Annotated in this window: 15 protein-coding genes; 11 read left to right on the forward strand and 4 right to left on the reverse strand. The window is 71.0% G+C overall.

From position 1 onward, the window contains the following. The first annotated feature begins 7 nt into the window (after positions 1–7). The 3 genes from folP to ACZ6Z4_RS31040 are packed head-to-tail and all read left to right on the forward strand — an operon-like array spanning position 8 to position 2,284. On the forward strand, positions 8–883 hold the full coding sequence (gene folP, locus ACZ6Z4_RS31030; protein WP_465573402.1) for a dihydropteroate synthase: 876 nt from the start codon (positions 8–10) through the stop codon (positions 881–883). Further along, on the forward strand, positions 883–1,611 hold the full coding sequence (locus tag ACZ6Z4_RS31035) for a pyrimidine reductase family protein (protein WP_465572253.1): 729 nt from the start codon (positions 883–885) through the stop codon (positions 1,609–1,611). Before folP ends, ACZ6Z4_RS31035 begins: the two co-directional genes overlap by 1 nt. Before the next feature lies 1 nt (position 1,612). Continuing rightward, the gene (locus tag ACZ6Z4_RS31040; RefSeq protein WP_465572260.1) at positions 1,613–2,284 is read left to right on the forward strand and encodes a class III extradiol dioxygenase subunit B-like domain-containing protein; all 672 of its coding nucleotides are present in this window, start codon (positions 1,613–1,615) and stop codon (positions 2,282–2,284) included. Here ACZ6Z4_RS31040 and ACZ6Z4_RS31045 read toward each other — a convergent pair. Then, positions 2,260–2,928: a hypothetical protein gene (locus ACZ6Z4_RS31045; RefSeq protein ID WP_465572263.1), complete on the reverse strand. Its 669-nt coding sequence runs from the start codon at positions 2,926–2,928 to the stop codon at positions 2,260–2,262. The genes ACZ6Z4_RS31040 and ACZ6Z4_RS31045 overlap by 25 nt on opposite strands. A 40-nt stretch (positions 2,929–2,968) precedes the next feature. Between ACZ6Z4_RS31045 and ACZ6Z4_RS31050 the strand changes: the two genes are divergently transcribed. The 5 genes from ACZ6Z4_RS31050 to egtD all read left to right on the forward strand — a co-directional run bounded on the left by ACZ6Z4_RS31050 (position 2,969) and on the right by egtD (position 8,047). Next, on the forward strand, positions 2,969–3,646 hold the full coding sequence (locus ACZ6Z4_RS31050; RefSeq protein WP_465572268.1) for a (2Fe-2S)-binding protein: 678 nt from the start codon (positions 2,969–2,971) through the stop codon (positions 3,644–3,646). 138 nt (positions 3,647–3,784) lie between these two features. Further along, a complete protein-coding gene (locus tag ACZ6Z4_RS31055) occupies positions 3,785–5,014 on the forward strand; it encodes a glutamate-cysteine ligase family protein (protein ID WP_465572271.1) in 1,230 nt (409 codons plus the stop codon). Beyond that, positions 5,011–6,345, forward strand: coding sequence for an ergothioneine biosynthesis protein EgtB (egtB, locus tag ACZ6Z4_RS31060; protein WP_465572274.1), 1,335 nt, complete (start codon positions 5,011–5,013; stop codon positions 6,343–6,345). Before ACZ6Z4_RS31055 ends, egtB begins: the two co-directional genes overlap by 4 nt. After that, a complete protein-coding gene (gene egtC / locus ACZ6Z4_RS31065) occupies positions 6,345–7,085 on the forward strand; it encodes an ergothioneine biosynthesis protein EgtC (RefSeq protein ID WP_465572277.1) in 741 nt (246 codons plus the stop codon). The genes egtB and egtC overlap by 1 nt, the downstream gene beginning before the upstream one ends. Beyond that, positions 7,082–8,047 carry an L-histidine N(alpha)-methyltransferase gene (egtD, locus tag ACZ6Z4_RS31070; protein ID WP_465572280.1) on the forward strand — a complete coding sequence of 322 codons (966 nt, stop codon included), beginning with the start codon at positions 7,082–7,084 and terminating at the stop codon, positions 8,045–8,047. The genes egtC and egtD overlap by 4 nt, the downstream gene beginning before the upstream one ends. Positions 8,048–8,144: 97 nt before the next feature. Here the strand turns inward: egtD and ACZ6Z4_RS31075 are convergent, their stop codons facing one another. Further along, the gene (locus ACZ6Z4_RS31075) at positions 8,145–8,633 is read right to left on the reverse strand and encodes a DUF4265 domain-containing protein (protein WP_465572283.1); all 489 of its coding nucleotides are present in this window, start codon (positions 8,631–8,633) and stop codon (positions 8,145–8,147) included. A 99-nt stretch (positions 8,634–8,732) separates the two neighbouring features. Between ACZ6Z4_RS31075 and ACZ6Z4_RS31080 the strand changes: the two genes are divergently transcribed. Continuing rightward, positions 8,733–9,755 carry a LacI family DNA-binding transcriptional regulator gene (locus ACZ6Z4_RS31080; protein ID WP_465572286.1) on the forward strand — a complete coding sequence of 341 codons (1,023 nt, stop codon included), beginning with the start codon at positions 8,733–8,735 and terminating at the stop codon, positions 9,753–9,755. Positions 9,756–9,932: 177 nt separating this feature from the next. Here the strand turns inward: ACZ6Z4_RS31080 and ACZ6Z4_RS31085 are convergent, their stop codons facing one another. Next, positions 9,933–10,625 carry an SH3 domain-containing protein gene (locus tag ACZ6Z4_RS31085; protein WP_465572289.1) on the reverse strand — a complete coding sequence of 231 codons (693 nt, stop codon included), beginning with the start codon at positions 10,623–10,625 and terminating at the stop codon, positions 9,933–9,935. Positions 10,626–10,725: 100 nt separating this feature from the next. Between ACZ6Z4_RS31085 and ACZ6Z4_RS31090 the strand changes: the two genes are divergently transcribed. Both ACZ6Z4_RS31090 and ACZ6Z4_RS31095 read left to right on the forward strand, forming a co-directional pair. After that, positions 10,726–11,409 carry an NBR1-Ig-like domain-containing protein gene (locus ACZ6Z4_RS31090; RefSeq protein ID WP_363664863.1) on the forward strand — a complete coding sequence of 228 codons (684 nt, stop codon included), beginning with the start codon at positions 10,726–10,728 and terminating at the stop codon, positions 11,407–11,409. A gap of 101 nt (positions 11,410–11,510) precedes the next feature. Further along, complete coding sequence (locus ACZ6Z4_RS31095; RefSeq protein WP_465572297.1) at positions 11,511–13,376, forward strand: alpha/beta fold hydrolase; 1,866 nt, start codon at positions 11,511–11,513, stop codon at positions 13,374–13,376. Positions 13,377–13,424: 48 nt separating this feature from the next. Here ACZ6Z4_RS31095 and ACZ6Z4_RS31100 read toward each other — a convergent pair whose 3' ends face one another. Next, positions 13,425–13,922 (reverse strand): GbsR/MarR family transcriptional regulator, encoded by a 498-nt coding sequence (locus ACZ6Z4_RS31100; RefSeq protein ID WP_465572301.1) that lies wholly within the window; start codon positions 13,920–13,922, stop codon positions 13,425–13,427. Positions 13,923–13,971: the final 49 nt, after the last annotated feature.

The following is a 13,971-nucleotide window of genomic DNA, read 5'->3' on the forward strand; positions in this document are numbered from 1 at the left end:
GGACCAGGTGGCGGGGGCGGGCGTGCTGCGACTCGGCCGGCGGGAGTTCGGGCCGGGGCAGTTCGCGGTGATGGCGATCGTGAACCGGACACCGGACTCGTTCTACGACCAGGGCGCGACCTTCGCCACCGACAAGGCCTACGAGGCGATCGCGCAGGCCGTCGCCGACGGCGCCGACCTGGTCGACATCGGCGGCGTCAAGGCCGGGTACGGCGAACCGGTCAGCGAGACCGAGGAGCTGCGCCGGACCGTCGACTTCGTCGCCGGGATCCGTGCTCGCCATCCTGACCTGGTGATCAGCGTCGACACCTACCGCAGCGGCGTCGCGCGCCGCGTCGGCGAGGCCGGCGCGGACCTGATCAACGACACCTGGGCCGGCTCCGACCCCGAGATGCCCGCGGCCGCGGCCGCGAGCGGCGCGGGACTGGTCTGCAGCCACGTCGGCGGGCTCACCCCTCGCACCGACCCGCACCGGATGGCGTACGACGACGTGGTCGCCGACGTGATCCGGACGACGACCGCGCTCGCCGACCGGGCGGTCGCGGAAGGCGTCCGGCGCGACGGGCTGGTGATCGACCCGACCCATGACTTCGGCAAGAACACGTTGCAGTCGCTCGAGCTCACCCGTCGCCTGGACGAGCTGGTCGCGACCGGCTGGCCGGTGCTGGTCGCGGTGTCGAACAAGGACTTCATCGGCGAGACCCTGGAGCTGCCGCCGGGTCGGCGGGGGACCGGTACGACGGCCGCGCTGACCGTGTCGGCCTGGCTCGGCGCCCGGCTGTTCCGCGTGCACGACGTACCGGCGGCTCGGCAAGCCCTCGACCTCGTCGCCGTCCTCAAGGGCGCGAAACAACCTGCCGGCACCCGAAGGAGCCTCGCCTGATGCGCAAGCTGTCCGAGCTCACCGAGGCGGAGGTGCTGGCGGCGTACCAGGTGGAGGACCGGTCGGTCCCGCACCTGCGCAGCAACTTCGTGACCACGCTCGACGGCGCGGTCGAGATCGACGGCAAGTCGAAGGCGCTCAGCGGCGCCTCCGACCAGGAGGTGTTCGGCAAGCTCCGGATGCTCAGCGACGTGATCCTCGTCGGTGCCGGGACGGTCCGCGACGAGCACTACAACGCGCTGCGGCTCGGCGCCGAGCGCCGGGCCTGGCGGCTCGAGCACGGCCTCGCGGAGAATCCGACGCTCGCCCTGGTCTCGTCGCGGCTCGACCTGGACCCGAAGGCCCGCTACCTCGCCGACGCCCCGGTGCGGCCGATCATCTTCACCAACCCGGCCTCCCCGGTCGAGGCGCGCGAGGCGCTGGCCGAGGTCGCCGACGTGGTGGTGTGCGGGCACGCGGGTGTCGACCTGCACGAGGTCGTCGGAACGCTGGTCGAGCGCGGGCTGCCGCAGATCCTCACCGAGGGCGGACCACACCTGCAGGGTGCGCTGACCGAGGCCGACCTGATCGACGAGATGTGCTTGTCGCTGGCACCGATGCTGGCCGGCCCTGGCTCCGGCCGGATCACCGCCGGTCCAGCAGCGACCAGTACTCGCGGCTACGTGCTGCACTCAGCGCTGGCCGGCGACGACGGGTACCTCTTCTTCCGCTACCTTCGCGAGGCCTGACATGCCAGTAATAAGTGCAGCCGTCTGCCCGCACCCGCCGCTGCTCGTTCCCGAGATCGCCACCGGCGCTGCCGCCGACCTGGACGACCTGCGCGCGGCCTGCCTCACCGCACTCACCCCGCTGGCCGCAGCGGACCGCCTGGTCGTCGTCGGCTCCGGCCCTTCGGCCCTGTACGCCGCCGACGCGGCCGGCAGCCTCACGCCGTACGGCGTGCCGTTCCAGGTGGGCGCTGGTACGCCGACGCTGCCGCTGTCCCTGACGATCGGCGCCTGGCTGCTCAACCAGTCCAAGGCCGCCGACGTCCCGCGCAGCTACTACGCCGTCGCGTCTGACGAGACGCCTGCCAACTGTCTCGCGCTGGGCAAGCAGTTGGCCGACAGCAGCGACCGCGTGGCGCTGCTGGTCATGGGCGACGGCTCAGCTCGCCGCAGCGAGCACTCGCCCGTCCACCTCCACCCGCGCGCTGAGCTGTTCGACAGCACGGTCGCCGCAGCGTTCCAGCTGGCGGACACCACTACGCTCGCGGCGTTGGACCCAGACCTGGCTGCCGAGCTCCACGCTGCCGGCCGGGCGGCCTGGCAGGTCCTGGCAGCAACCAGTGGTCTGACCGGCAACCTGCTGTACCACGCAGCGCCGTACGGCGTCGGCTACCTCGTCGCTTCCTGGACCTGATCCACTGGCACGGGCGCCCAGCGTGGCTCGGTAGCGGCCAGGTCCTCGTGGCCGCCGGCGCGCAGCTGGTCGGCCAGCTCGACGCGGGCGGCTCTGACGGCAGCTACTGCCTCGTCGGCCGTCGGGTACGGGCCTGACCAGTTGCAGACGGCGTCCCCGGCGTACCAGTCTCCAGCGGACGACTGCCGGACGTGGGAAGCGGCCAGACGGTCAGCGGGGAACGAGTCGCCGCGGTCGGCGGCCAGCTGGATCACCGCGTCGACAGCGACGACCTCAGCGGTCAGGTCGAGCTTGGGCTGGAGGCGGACGGCGTCGGTGAGGACGAACTCGTAGCCGTCGGGTGCCAGCGCGCTGAGCCAGTCGAAGGCCTCCAGCGCGGTCTGCCGGAGCAGCTCCGCGTTGGCCGGGTCAGCGAGCGTGTGGACGCCGACCAGGCGGGTGTGGGTGGGCCGCAGCTCGTTCTGCCAGAGCCGGACCTGCAGCTCCGCTCGCCCGTCGAGGCGACGGCCGAGGATGCGCGCCAGGCCGACGACGTCGAAGTTCAGCTCGTCCGGCGTCCGCCGCCGCCCGGGCTCCAGCGGTGCCCCGACCGCCGTACCGGAAGTTGTCCAAGGCCCCACATGCCACCGCTCGAGGACTGTCACGGCACCGAGGCTAGCTCCTGGTCGAGGTTAGGCTGGCCTTATGACCTACACCGCGAGCCGCCTCGCGGACCTGCTCGACGGGGAGCTGGAGTGGCTGTCGGTCCGGGCCGCGGACCAGGTGCCTGGCCCGGAGTGGATCCACTGCGGCGCCCTGCTCCAGGACCAGTTGGCCGGCGCTGACCCGACGCACGGGTGGCGGAAGGTGCTTGAGGACGAGTACGCGGCGGAGTACGCGATCCAGCCTCCGGTCCGGGTCGCCGCGATGTTCGTGCTGATGTGGTACGTCTCGGTGCCGTCCATCATCGCCGGGCTGTCCACAGCGCTGACCGGTGTCTCGCCGGACGTGTCACCGGACGCGCTGGCCTTCCGGAAGCACCCGACCGCCCACTACCCGCTGGAGGTCGCCCTGCTGTCGCAGCGGGTCGTCACGACGCAGGAGGCCGTGGAACAGGTCGAGAGCCACACCAGGGCGTTCACGGACAGCTACCAGCCAGGGGTCAAGCTGAGCTCTCGCCAGCGGCTCGGGGCGATCAGCGACGAGCTGCGGGCCGCCGTACAGATGCCTGAGGAGGCCCTGCACGCGGTCGCTGCTGCGGAGGCGTTCCGGCTCGACCTGTCCCAGACGATGCGGACGTCGTGCTGCTTCGTCTACGCGCTGCCGAACACGAACCCGTGCAGCACCTGCCCGCGGATTTCCGGCGTGAAACAGCCGATCTGAAGGCGGATCGGCGAAAACTGTCGGTGCCACCAGGCACGCTGGACGGCATGAATTCCTTCCACTCGCCGGTTCTGACGTCATCGAGAGGTAACTCGCTATCGGTTGTTCCTGCCGGTGGCCGGGGTTAGGTTCGCTGACGTGACGGAGCCAGGTTCTTCCCCGGCGACGACCACTCCGATCGGCTCCCGGGCCGAAGCGGAGGGTTACGTCGCGATGGTGTGCTTCAAGCACGGCCCTCCGCAGCTGCACGGTGTCGAGCTGGAGTGGACGGTGCATCACGCGGACGACCCGCACCGGCCGCTCGACGCCGGACAACTCGGCAAGGCCCTGGGCGTGCACGCGCCCCCCACCCTGGTCAGGGGCAGCCCGCAGCTGCCACTCGGCCGGGGTTCTCTGGTCACGGTGGAGCCGGGTGGCCAGGTGGAGATCTCCGGCCCCGCCTCGGCCTCGGTGCCCAGGCTGATCGAGGACACCGCCGCCGACGCGGCGGAACTCACCCAACTGCTCAGCGCCGCCGGGCTCGTTCCCGGCGACCACGGCCTGGACGCCTTCCGGCCACCCCGCCGCATCCTGACCGTCCCCCGGTACGCCGCGATGGAGCGCGCCTTCGCGCAGCTCGGTCCGCACGGCCCCCGGATGATGTGCAGCACCGCCGGCCTCCAGGTCTGCCTCGACGCCGGCGAGCCCGGCCAGGCGGCCCTGCGCTGGCGCGCCCTGCACGACATCGGCCCGGCGATGGTCGCCCTGTTCGCCAACTCGCGGCAGCGCACCGGCAGCGACACCGGCTGGGCGTCGGCGCGTACCGAGGCGACCTTCGGCACCTGCGCGCCGTTCACCGAACCACCACCGCTCGACGAGGACCCGGCAGCAGCCTGGGCCCGGACGGCGATGGAGGCGCCGGTGCTCTGCCTGCGGCGCGGCGACTCCTGGGAGGCGCCACCCGGCCTGACCTTCGGGGCCTGGGCCGACGGCGCGCTGCCCGGCGACAGACCGACGTACGACGACCTCGACTACCACCTGTCCACTCTGTTCCCACCTGTCCGCCCGCGCGGGTACCTCGAGGTCAGGTACCTGGACGCCCAGCAGGGCGACGGCTGGATCGCGCCGACGCTGCTGCTGATCGCCCTGATGTCCGACCAAGCGGTCACCGACCAGGCGCTGGCCGCTGCCGCTCCGGCGGCGGGCCGCTGGTTCCCGGCCGCGCGGGAGGGGCTGGACGACAAGCCCGTGCTCCAGGCCGCCCGTGACCTGGTCGAGCTGGGCAGCCGGGCGCTGGAGCGGACCGGCGTACCGCAGGAACTGACAGAGCACGTCGCAACCCGGCTGCACTGCATCGTCGACGACACCCACAGAAGGCGAGCCTCATGAACCACCAACTGTCCGACCTGTCCCCGGAGCAGCTCCGGGCCTTCGTCGCCGGGCAGCTCGAGCGCTCCCGCGCCCGGACCGTCCAGCTGACCGACGCGGTCGACACCGACGACCTGATCCGCCAGCACTCCAAGCTGATGTCCCCGCTGGTCTGGGACTACGCCCACATCGGCAACCAGGAGGAGCTCTGGCTGGTCCGCGACGTCGGTGGCCGTGACCCGGTCCGGCAGGACATCGACGAGCTGTACGACGCGTTCATGCACGCCCGCGCCGACCGGCCCTCGCTGCCGCTGCTGAACCCGACCGAGACGAAGTCGTACGTCGTGGAGGTGCGCGACAAGGTGATGGACGTGCTCGACCACGTGAGGTTCGACGGCGGCCGCGAGCTGGTCAACGACGGCTTCGCCTTCGGGATGATCGTCCAGCACGAGCAGCAGCACGACGAGACGATGCTCGCCACGCACCAGCTGCGCACCGGTTCGCCGGTGCTGGACGCGCCGGCGCCGCCTGCTGGGCGGCGGCTGCCGGCCGGTGAGGTGTACGTGCCGGGCGGGGTGTTCGAGATGGGCACGTCGATCGAGCCGTGGGCGCTCGACAACGAGCGGCCGGCGCACGCCGTACAGGTTGCGCCGTACGTGATCGACACGGTGCCGGTGAGCAACGGGGACTACCTGCGCTTCGTGCTCGACGGTGGGTACGAGCGTGAGCAGCACTGGTCGGCGGCCGGGTGGGCGCATGTGCAGAAGGCGTCGCTGGTCGCGCCGCGGTTCTGGGAGGTCGTCGACGGCAACTGGATGCGGACCCGCTTCGGGCACCGCGAGCCGCTGCCGCTGGACGAGCCGGTGATCCACGTCTGCTTCTACGAGGCCGAGGCGTACGCGAAGTGGGCCGGCAAGCGGCTGCCGACCGAGGAGGAGTGGGAGTTCGCGGCGCGGTTCGACCCGGAGTCGGGGCGGACGCGGCGGTTCCCGTGGGGTGACGAGACGCCTGGTCCGCAGCACGCGAACCTCGGGCAGCGGCACCTGCGGCCGGCGCCGGTCGGGGCGTACCCGGCGGGTGCGTCGCCGCTGGGCGTCGAGCAGCTGATCGGCGACTGCTGGGAGTGGACGTCGAGCGACTTCACGCCGTACCCGGGCTTCCGGGCCTTCCCGTACGACGAGTACTCGCTGGTCTTCTTCGGGCCGGACTACAAGATCCTCCGCGGCGGTTCGTTCGGCACCGACGAGGTCGTTGCCCGCAGCACCTTCCGGAACTGGGACTACCCGATCCGGCGACAGATCTTCGCGGGCTTCCGGTGCGCCCGTGACCCGCAACCGTCGGACCGCCCCTGATGTGCCGCCACCTGGCCTACCTCGGGCCATCGGTCTCACTGGCATCGCTCGTCCTCGACCCACCGCACTCGCTGTACAAGCAGAGCTGGGCGCCGAACGACATGCGCGGTGGGGGATCGGTGAACGCCGATGGCTTCGGGGTTGGTTGGTACGTCGACGGTCAGGCTGTCAGGTACCGGAGGAGTGTGCCGATCTGGGCGGACGAGAACCTCCCGGGTCTCACCCGAAGCATCTCCTCCGGTGCCGTCATCGCTGCCGTGCGCAACGGGACCACCGGGATGCCTTTGGGTGAAGGCGCGGCGGCGCCCTTCCAGCACGGCCAATGGTTCTTCAGCCACAACGGCCTGATCCGCGACTGGCCCGGCTCGGTGGCGAAGCTCGCCGAGGGCCTGCCCGTCACCGACCTGCTGACCCTCGACGCCCCGGTCGACTCCGCGCTGCTCTGGGCGCTGATCGTCGACCGCCTCGACCGCGGCCCGGCCGAGGCGGTGGCGTCCGTCGTACAGGACGTCGAAGCCGCCGCGCCCGGATCGCGGCTGAACATCCTGCTCACCGACGGCGAGCAGCTCGTCGCGACCACCTGGACGCATGCCCTCTGGGTACGACAGACCGACGACTCCGTGACCGTCAGCTCGGAGCCGTGGACCGACGACCCCGGCTGGCGCGAACTCCCCGACCGCACCCTGCTCACCGCGACCCGGTACGCCTGCTCCACCACCTCGATGGAAGGACGACAGTGACCCTGATCGACGTTCATCTGACCCCGGACTACACCTCCCGCGCCCTGAAGGAGGACGTCCGGGCCGGACTGACCGCGGACCCGAAGTGGCTGGCGCCGAAGTGGTTCTACGACGCCCGCGGCAGCGAGCTCTTCGAACAGATCACCCGCCTGCCCGAGTACTACCCGACCCGCGCCGAGCGCGAGATCCTGACCGCCCGCGCCGCCGAGATCGCCGAGCTCACCGGCGCTCACACCCTGGTCGAGCTCGGCTCCGGTTCCTCGGAGAAGACCCGGCTGCTGCTCGACGGCCTGACCAAGCACGGCACCCTGAACACGTTCGTCCCGCTCGACGTCTCCGAGACCGCGCTCCGCGAGGCGGCCGCGGCGATCAACGCCGACTACCCGGCGCTGACCGTGCACGGCGTGGTCGGCGACTTCACCGCCCACCTCGACAAACTCCCCGGCGAGGCCCCGCGCGTGGTCGCGTTCCTCGGCGGCACGATCGGCAACCTGCTCCCGACCGAGCGCGAGACCTTCTACACCTCGGTCCGCGAGGTCCTCGAACCAGGCGAGTGGCTGCTGCTCGGCACCGACCTGGTGAAGAACCCGGCGACGCTCGTCGCGGCGTACGACGACAGCGCGGGCGTCACCGGTGAGTTCAACAAGAACGTCCTCCGCGTCCTCAACCGCCAGCTCGGCGCCGACTTCGACGTCGACGCCTTCAGCCACGTCGCCGTCTGGGACCCCGAGAACGAGTGGATCGAGATGCACCTGCGCGCCGACCGCGCGATGCGCGTCCTGATCCCGGAGATCCGCCTCGAGGTCGACTTCGCCGAAGGCGAGGAGCTCAGCACCGAGATCTCCGCCAAGTTCCACCGCCACGGCGTCGAAGCCGAGCTCGACAAAGCCGGCTTCACCCCCGGCGCCTGGTGGACCGACACCGAGGACCGCTTCGCCCTCTCCCTCTGGCAAGCCGTCTAGCACGCCGGAAGGCCCGGCCGGGTGCTCCCGGCCGGGCCCGCCCGCGCAACCTCACGCCTACGCCGGGTCCGCGCGCGCTCGGCCCAGACCCCAGCGCCTACGCCGGGTCCGCGTTCTGCCAGTCCTCGCCGACGCAGCCTTCGTCGTACTCCCACCAGCCGTCCCGAACCCCGCGCTCCAGCACCCCCTTGACCACTGCGAGCTCCGCCTCCGGTGGCACGTTCAGCGAGACCATCCCGAAGCGCTCGATCCCCTCGCCGTCCACGCCCAGATCGGCGAACGCGTCCAGCACCGCCTGGCGGCTGCCGGCCAACGGACCGGCGCGGAACGGGATCACGCGGATGGTGCAGTTCCCCGACCACTCCAGCCTCTCCGTCGCCCACAGCACCCCTTCGTCGTCCGGGCGGACCCGGAAGATGTCGTCCGCGGCGACGTTCATAGCGAACCACGGGTTGTTGTCGAGCCGCACCCTGTCTTCGCCCACCGGTACCGCCCACAGGCCCTCGCTGCTCGCGGGCGGCCAGCCGTCCTCGTCGGGCTCGAGCTCGAAGCGGACCTTCACGTGCTGCACGTCGTCGGCGGTCATCCCGGAATCATCACAGCTTGCCGGGGATCGTCGTCAGCGGGCCGGGCGGCAATTTACTGTCGGGTGCCGATGCCTTGCCGTGAGAGGGAAGCTGACCCTGTGACCGAGCCGTTTCCGCGTAGTCCGGATGCCAAGCCGCCGACGATGATCGATGTGGCCCGGCGGGCCGGGGTCGGGCTGGGGACCGTGTCGCGGGTGGTGAACGGCGGTGCGGGCGTCCGGGCCGAGACTGCTGAGCGGGTTCGGGTCGCGATCGGGGAGCTCGGGTTTCAGCGCAACGAAGTCGCCCGGGCGCTGCGGCCGGGGAAGAAGTCGTCGAGTCTCGCGCTGGTGCTCGGCGACCTGACCAACCCGTTCTTCGCGACGATCGCCAAGGCGTCGTTGGAGGTTGCCGGGCAGTCCGGGTTCGCGGTCGTGCTCGGCAGCGTCGACGAGGACCCGGAGGGGGAGAAGCGGGCGATCCAGGAGCTGATCGGGCGGCAGGTCGCCGGGCTGATGATCGTGCCGGACCAGAGCGACCACTCGTTCCTGACCGCGGCCGGCGTACCGGTGGTGTTCGTGGACCGGCCGGCGCACGGGATCGAGGCCGACATCGTGATGGTCGACAACGAGGCCGGCGGCAAGGTGGCGACCGATCACCTGCTCGGGCAGGGGCATCGCCGGGTCGCGATCCTGCTGGCGCCGTCGTACTACACGACCGGGCGGCGGTTGCGCGGCTACCGGCGGGCGCATCGCGAAGCGGGCGTGACGGTCGACGAGTCGCTGGTCGTGCAGCTGCCGGAGGGAACCGCGGAGGCGGCCGAGAAGGCGACGCGCGAGCTGATGAGTCAGCCGGAGCCGCCGACGGCGCTGTTCGCGTCGACGAACTTCGTCACCGAGGGCGTACTGCGCGGGCTGGGGGAGAACAGCGTGCCCGCGGTGGTCGGCTTCGACGACTTCCGGATGGCCGACATGCTGCCGACCCCGGTGACGGTCGTTGCCTCCGACATCGCCGAGCTCGGCCGTACGGCGGCGCGCCTGCTGCTCGCGCGCGCGGACGGCACCGAGACGCGCCCGCCGCAGCGGATCGTCGTGCCCGTCACGCTCATCCAGCGCGGGTCGGGGGAGCGGTCACCCCGATAGTGCGGACGCCCACCACTGATCAACCGTCGCCGACCACGGCGTGTCGGGCCGACACGCCGGTTCTGCGCGAGGTTGGACAGTGGTGGGTGTCCGCGCCCGGTCGGAGGGGCGGGTGCGACCGGGCGCTTGGGCCAAGGCGGGCTGGCAGTTCCTGCGCGGAACTCCCCAGGCGCCGCCCTAGAAGTTCGGCCAGGCCCAGCCGAGGTACGAGCTGAAGTACGGCAGCTTGGCCAGCCCGATCTTGCCGCCGACGCTCGTCGCCCAGAAGTACCCGTCCCCGCGCGCCACCCCGACGTGCCCGTACGGCGCCGCCAGGTCCCAGAACACCAGCGCACCCTTCGGCGGGTTCAGATCACCCCGGTGCGCGGCCCCGCGCGCCACGGCGTCGTTCCAGTTCGCCTTGGCCGAGGCGTAGATCGCGGTCTTGCCGTACGAGTTCTCGGCCGCCTTCTCGCAGTACCCCTGGTACGCCGTCGAGCCGTTCCGCGACGAGTACCACGCGATCGCCTTGTCGGCGCGCGGGTTGCTCGTGCACAGCGGCGCGACCAGCCCGCTGCTGCCGGTGTTCACGTACGCGTCGGAGATGAACCCCTTGCCCGGGACGTGGTCCCAGACCAGGCTGCGGCCGAACTTGCCGGTCACCGGTTCGCCGTAGATCTGGCAGTCGATCTGGACCGTCCCGTTGGGCTGGGTACCGACCGCGCCGAAGGTCGTGGCGTTGCCGGAGCGGATGGTCACGCCGGTCCCGCTGTCGGTGACGACGGTCCCGGTCGCGGCGTGGGCGGGCATCGTGGCGCCGAAGACGGCGGCACCGCCGAGCAGGGTGGTCAGGGTGAGCCGGGCGGTGATGCGCAGGAGGGCGGTACGCATGGTTGCTCCTTTTCGGTTGCGAGGTAGCGCGCTGGTACTGATTCACAGAGAATCAGAGCGTTACGGTGTTGTCGCAGTGGGCAACGATCGGAGAAGCACGGTGAGGCCAGCCCAGGTTCGCTCCCTGATCGGCAGCCGGATGCGCGAGTTGCGGGAGGCGGCCGGCGTCCCGCTGACGCGGGCGGCCGGCCTGTCCGGGTGGGACAAGGGCCACCTGTCCCGGGTCGAGCGCGGGCACACCAAGCCGAGCCGCCAGCTGATCGAGTGGTACGACGAACAGTTCGGCGCCGACAGCTCCCTGGTGAACCAGCTCGACGAGCTCGACGCCGCCGTCCGGGCCGGCAAGGACGTCTCGCAGCGCGACCAGCGCCGGCACGTCCAGCCCGTCATCCTGGGCGGATCGGTCCCGGTCGATCACCACCCCGAGGACCGCGCGGAGCTGGTCGGCGAGAGCGTGCCGGACGGGACCCGGGTGGTGCGGGACCAGAAGTTCGAGAAGACCTGGGAGATCCGCAACAGCGGCGAACGCCCGTGGCGGGACCGCTGGCTGACCCGGCAGGGTGCCGCGGCGACGCCGGGCTGGATGCGGTCGCCACGGTCGGCGCGGCTGCCGGACGCCGTACCGGGACAGATCGTGACGGTCCGGATGCAGCTGCAGGCGCCGTCGCAGGCCGGCGCCTCCACGGCGTACTTCAAGATCACCGACGAGGCCGGACGGCTCTACTACCCGGGGCTGGAGTCGCCGCCGATCTACTGCACGATCCACAGCGTCTACGAGCTGTGATGCGGGTTTGCCCTTGATTGCGTTCTCACACCTGGTAACTGTCACGTCAGGCGAATTAGGTTGCCCTATTCCTGTCCGCCTGGAACAACGGGAGTCTGAGCGTGTTCACACCCCGGAAGATCGCGGTGGCCACAGCCACCGCCGCGGCGCTGGTCCTTCCGCTGCTGACGGCCACCACGGCCGCGGCGGCGCCGAAGCCGACCGACCCGCCGACGCCGGCCATTCCGCAGCAGTACCTGGACCAGCCGGTGCAGTGGTCGGTCTGCGCGTTCGACGCGCAGATCAAGGCGCTCTACCCAGCCGCCCCGACCACGAACTGCGCCAAGGTGAAGGTCCCGATGGACTGGGCCAACCCGACCGCGCACCCCGACGTCGAGATCGCCATCTCGTACAGCAAGGCAACCGGTACGTCGAAGGGCCTGATGGCCTCCAACCCCGGCGGTCCGGGCGGTGCCGGCCTGACGCTGAGCGCGGCGCTGGCCACCGACAAGCCGCAGCTGTTCAGCGACTTCGACCTGGTCGGCTTCGACCCGCGCGGATTCGGCCAGAGCACGCCGCTGCAGTGCATCACCACGGCCGAGAAGCTGAACGCGCTGCCGGTGACGCCCGACTACAAGGAGCGCACCAAGCTCACCCACAAGGTCGAGGTCGCCGAGGCGAAGCTGCAGGCCGAGGCCTGCGCGGCGACCGAGTTCGGCCAGTTCGTGAGCAGCCAGCAGACCGTGTACGACATGGAGTTCATCCGGGCGCTGCTCAAGGCCCGGCAGCTGAACTTCATCGGGTACAGCTACGGCACCTGGCTGGCCGGCTGGTACGCCGACACCTACCCGAGCCGGGTGGGCCGGTTCGTGCTCGACTCGAACATGGACTGGACCCACACCCAGTGGGACAACATCAACTTCGACCCGTTCTCCGGGCAGCGCCGCCGCGACACCCAGCTGTTCCCGTGGATCGCCCGGCACGCCGACCAGATCACCGGCCTGGGCAAGACCCCGGCGCAGGTACTGGCGAAGTACAACGGCATCCGCGCGTCGCTGGTGACGCTGGTCAAGGCCGGTGAGAGCGACGTCCGGGGCGACGGTCTGGACGGCAACATCTACAGCGCGATCTACGGCAACGTCCGGTTCATCCGGGCCACGATGGACATCCTGGTCCACGACGAGTTCGTCAAGGACCCGGACGCCGGCACGGTCACCGTCCAGCACGTCGACCGCGCCTGGGCCCGGCTCGCGCCGGAGCTGCAGGCCTTCGACACCCTCGCCGCGATCAGGGCCCGGTACGGCGTGAGCGCCGCGGCGCTGACCACGGCCGGTGTGGCGGCCGCCCAGGCCGACACGGTGAAGTCGGTGCTCGCCGACGCCCGAGAGACCGCGGCGCGGGCGACCTCCGGCGACCAGCCGGTGAACCTCGGCGCGATCGGGACCACGGTCCGGTGCAACGACACCGCCTGGAACACGGACCCGAACTTCTACCTGAAGGAAGCCGACCGGATGGCCAAGAAGTACACCTTCTTCGGCTACATGAACGGCGTCCCGATGTGCGCGTTCTGGAAGTACGCCCCGCAGGACCGCAAGCTGGACCTGAAGGGTGCGCCCCGGATGCTGATCGTCCAGGGCGAGCTCGACCCGGCGACGGCGTACGAGGGTTCGCTGCGCACGCACAACGACACCAAGCAGGTGACCCGCTTCGTCGCGATCGACGACGAGGGCCAGCACGGTCAGTACATCGGCTCGGCGTCGGCGTGCGCCGAGGCGATCGGTGACCGGTTCGTGTTCGGTGGCGAGCTGCCGGGCAAGGACCAGGTCTGCGGCACCAGCCCGCTGCCGGCCGAGCTGTCGGTCTACCCGGTCAAGGGCCCGGTCGACGGCAAGGCGGTCCCGCTGCCGAAGTCGAAGGCCGGCTCGGTGAAGGTGAGCCCGCTGCTGCAGCAGACGCTCGACATGGTGGCGGCCAGCACGCTGCGCTAGGCGCCGCTGTGAGAGGCCCCGGCGATACGTCGCCGGGGCCTTTCGCGTTCAGTACTGCGCGTCGTACTCGGCGTCCAGTTCGGCCTTGTACTTGACCCAGCGCTCGCTCAGCCCGTCCACCTCGGCCTGGATGAAGGCCAGGAAGCCGAGTGTCGAGCTGACCCGCCGGTGCGCGGGGCTGCCCGGCTCGAGCTCGTTGATCAGCTGGCCGAGGATGTCCTCCCAGCGCGGCAGGAAGCGGTCCTGGCGCATCATCGACTCGTACCAGAAGTCGTCCTGGACGACGTACACGTCGCGGCGGCTGCCCGGCTCGCGCTCGCGGGAGGCCAGCCGCATCTGCAGCAGGTACCGGACCGCGCCGGAGATCGCCGCCGGACTGGCCTGCAGCTGCTCGCTCAGCTCGGCCGACGTCAGCCGGCCGTCCTCGCTGGACAGGATGGCGGCGAAGGCCCGGGCCGACATCCGCGGCCAGCCGGTGTCGGCCAGCAGGTTGCCGAAGCCCTCGGCGTACCGCTGGACCGCCTCGTCGTCTCGTTGTGCGCTCACCGCCCCATCATCTCCTCTCGGTCCCCGAAATCCCTGACGTGTGAGAGAA

The organism is Kribbella sp. NPDC104740 (assembly GCF_055583505.1).

Coding starts and splice junctions, on each gene's coding strand:
- ACZ6Z4_RS31035 (WP_465572253.1), top strand. CDS start 883: ATGCGCAAGCTGTCCGAGCTCACCGAGGCGGAGGTGCTGGCGGCGTAC.
- ACZ6Z4_RS31040 (WP_465572260.1), top strand. CDS start 1,613: ATGCCAGTAATAAGTGCAGCCGTCTGCCCGCACCCGCCGCTGCTCGTT.
- ACZ6Z4_RS31050 (WP_465572268.1), top strand. CDS start 2,969: ATGACCTACACCGCGAGCCGCCTCGCGGACCTGCTCGACGGGGAGCTG.
- egtB (WP_465572274.1), top strand. CDS start 5,011: ATGAACCACCAACTGTCCGACCTGTCCCCGGAGCAGCTCCGGGCCTTC.
- egtC (WP_465572277.1), top strand. CDS start 6,345: ATGTGCCGCCACCTGGCCTACCTCGGGCCATCGGTCTCACTGGCATCG.
- ACZ6Z4_RS31075 (WP_465572283.1), bottom strand. CDS start 8,633: ATGACCGCCGACGACGTGCAGCACGTGAAGGTCCGCTTCGAGCTCGAG.
- ACZ6Z4_RS31085 (WP_465572289.1), bottom strand. CDS start 10,625: ATGCGTACCGCCCTCCTGCGCATCACCGCCCGGCTCACCCTGACCACC.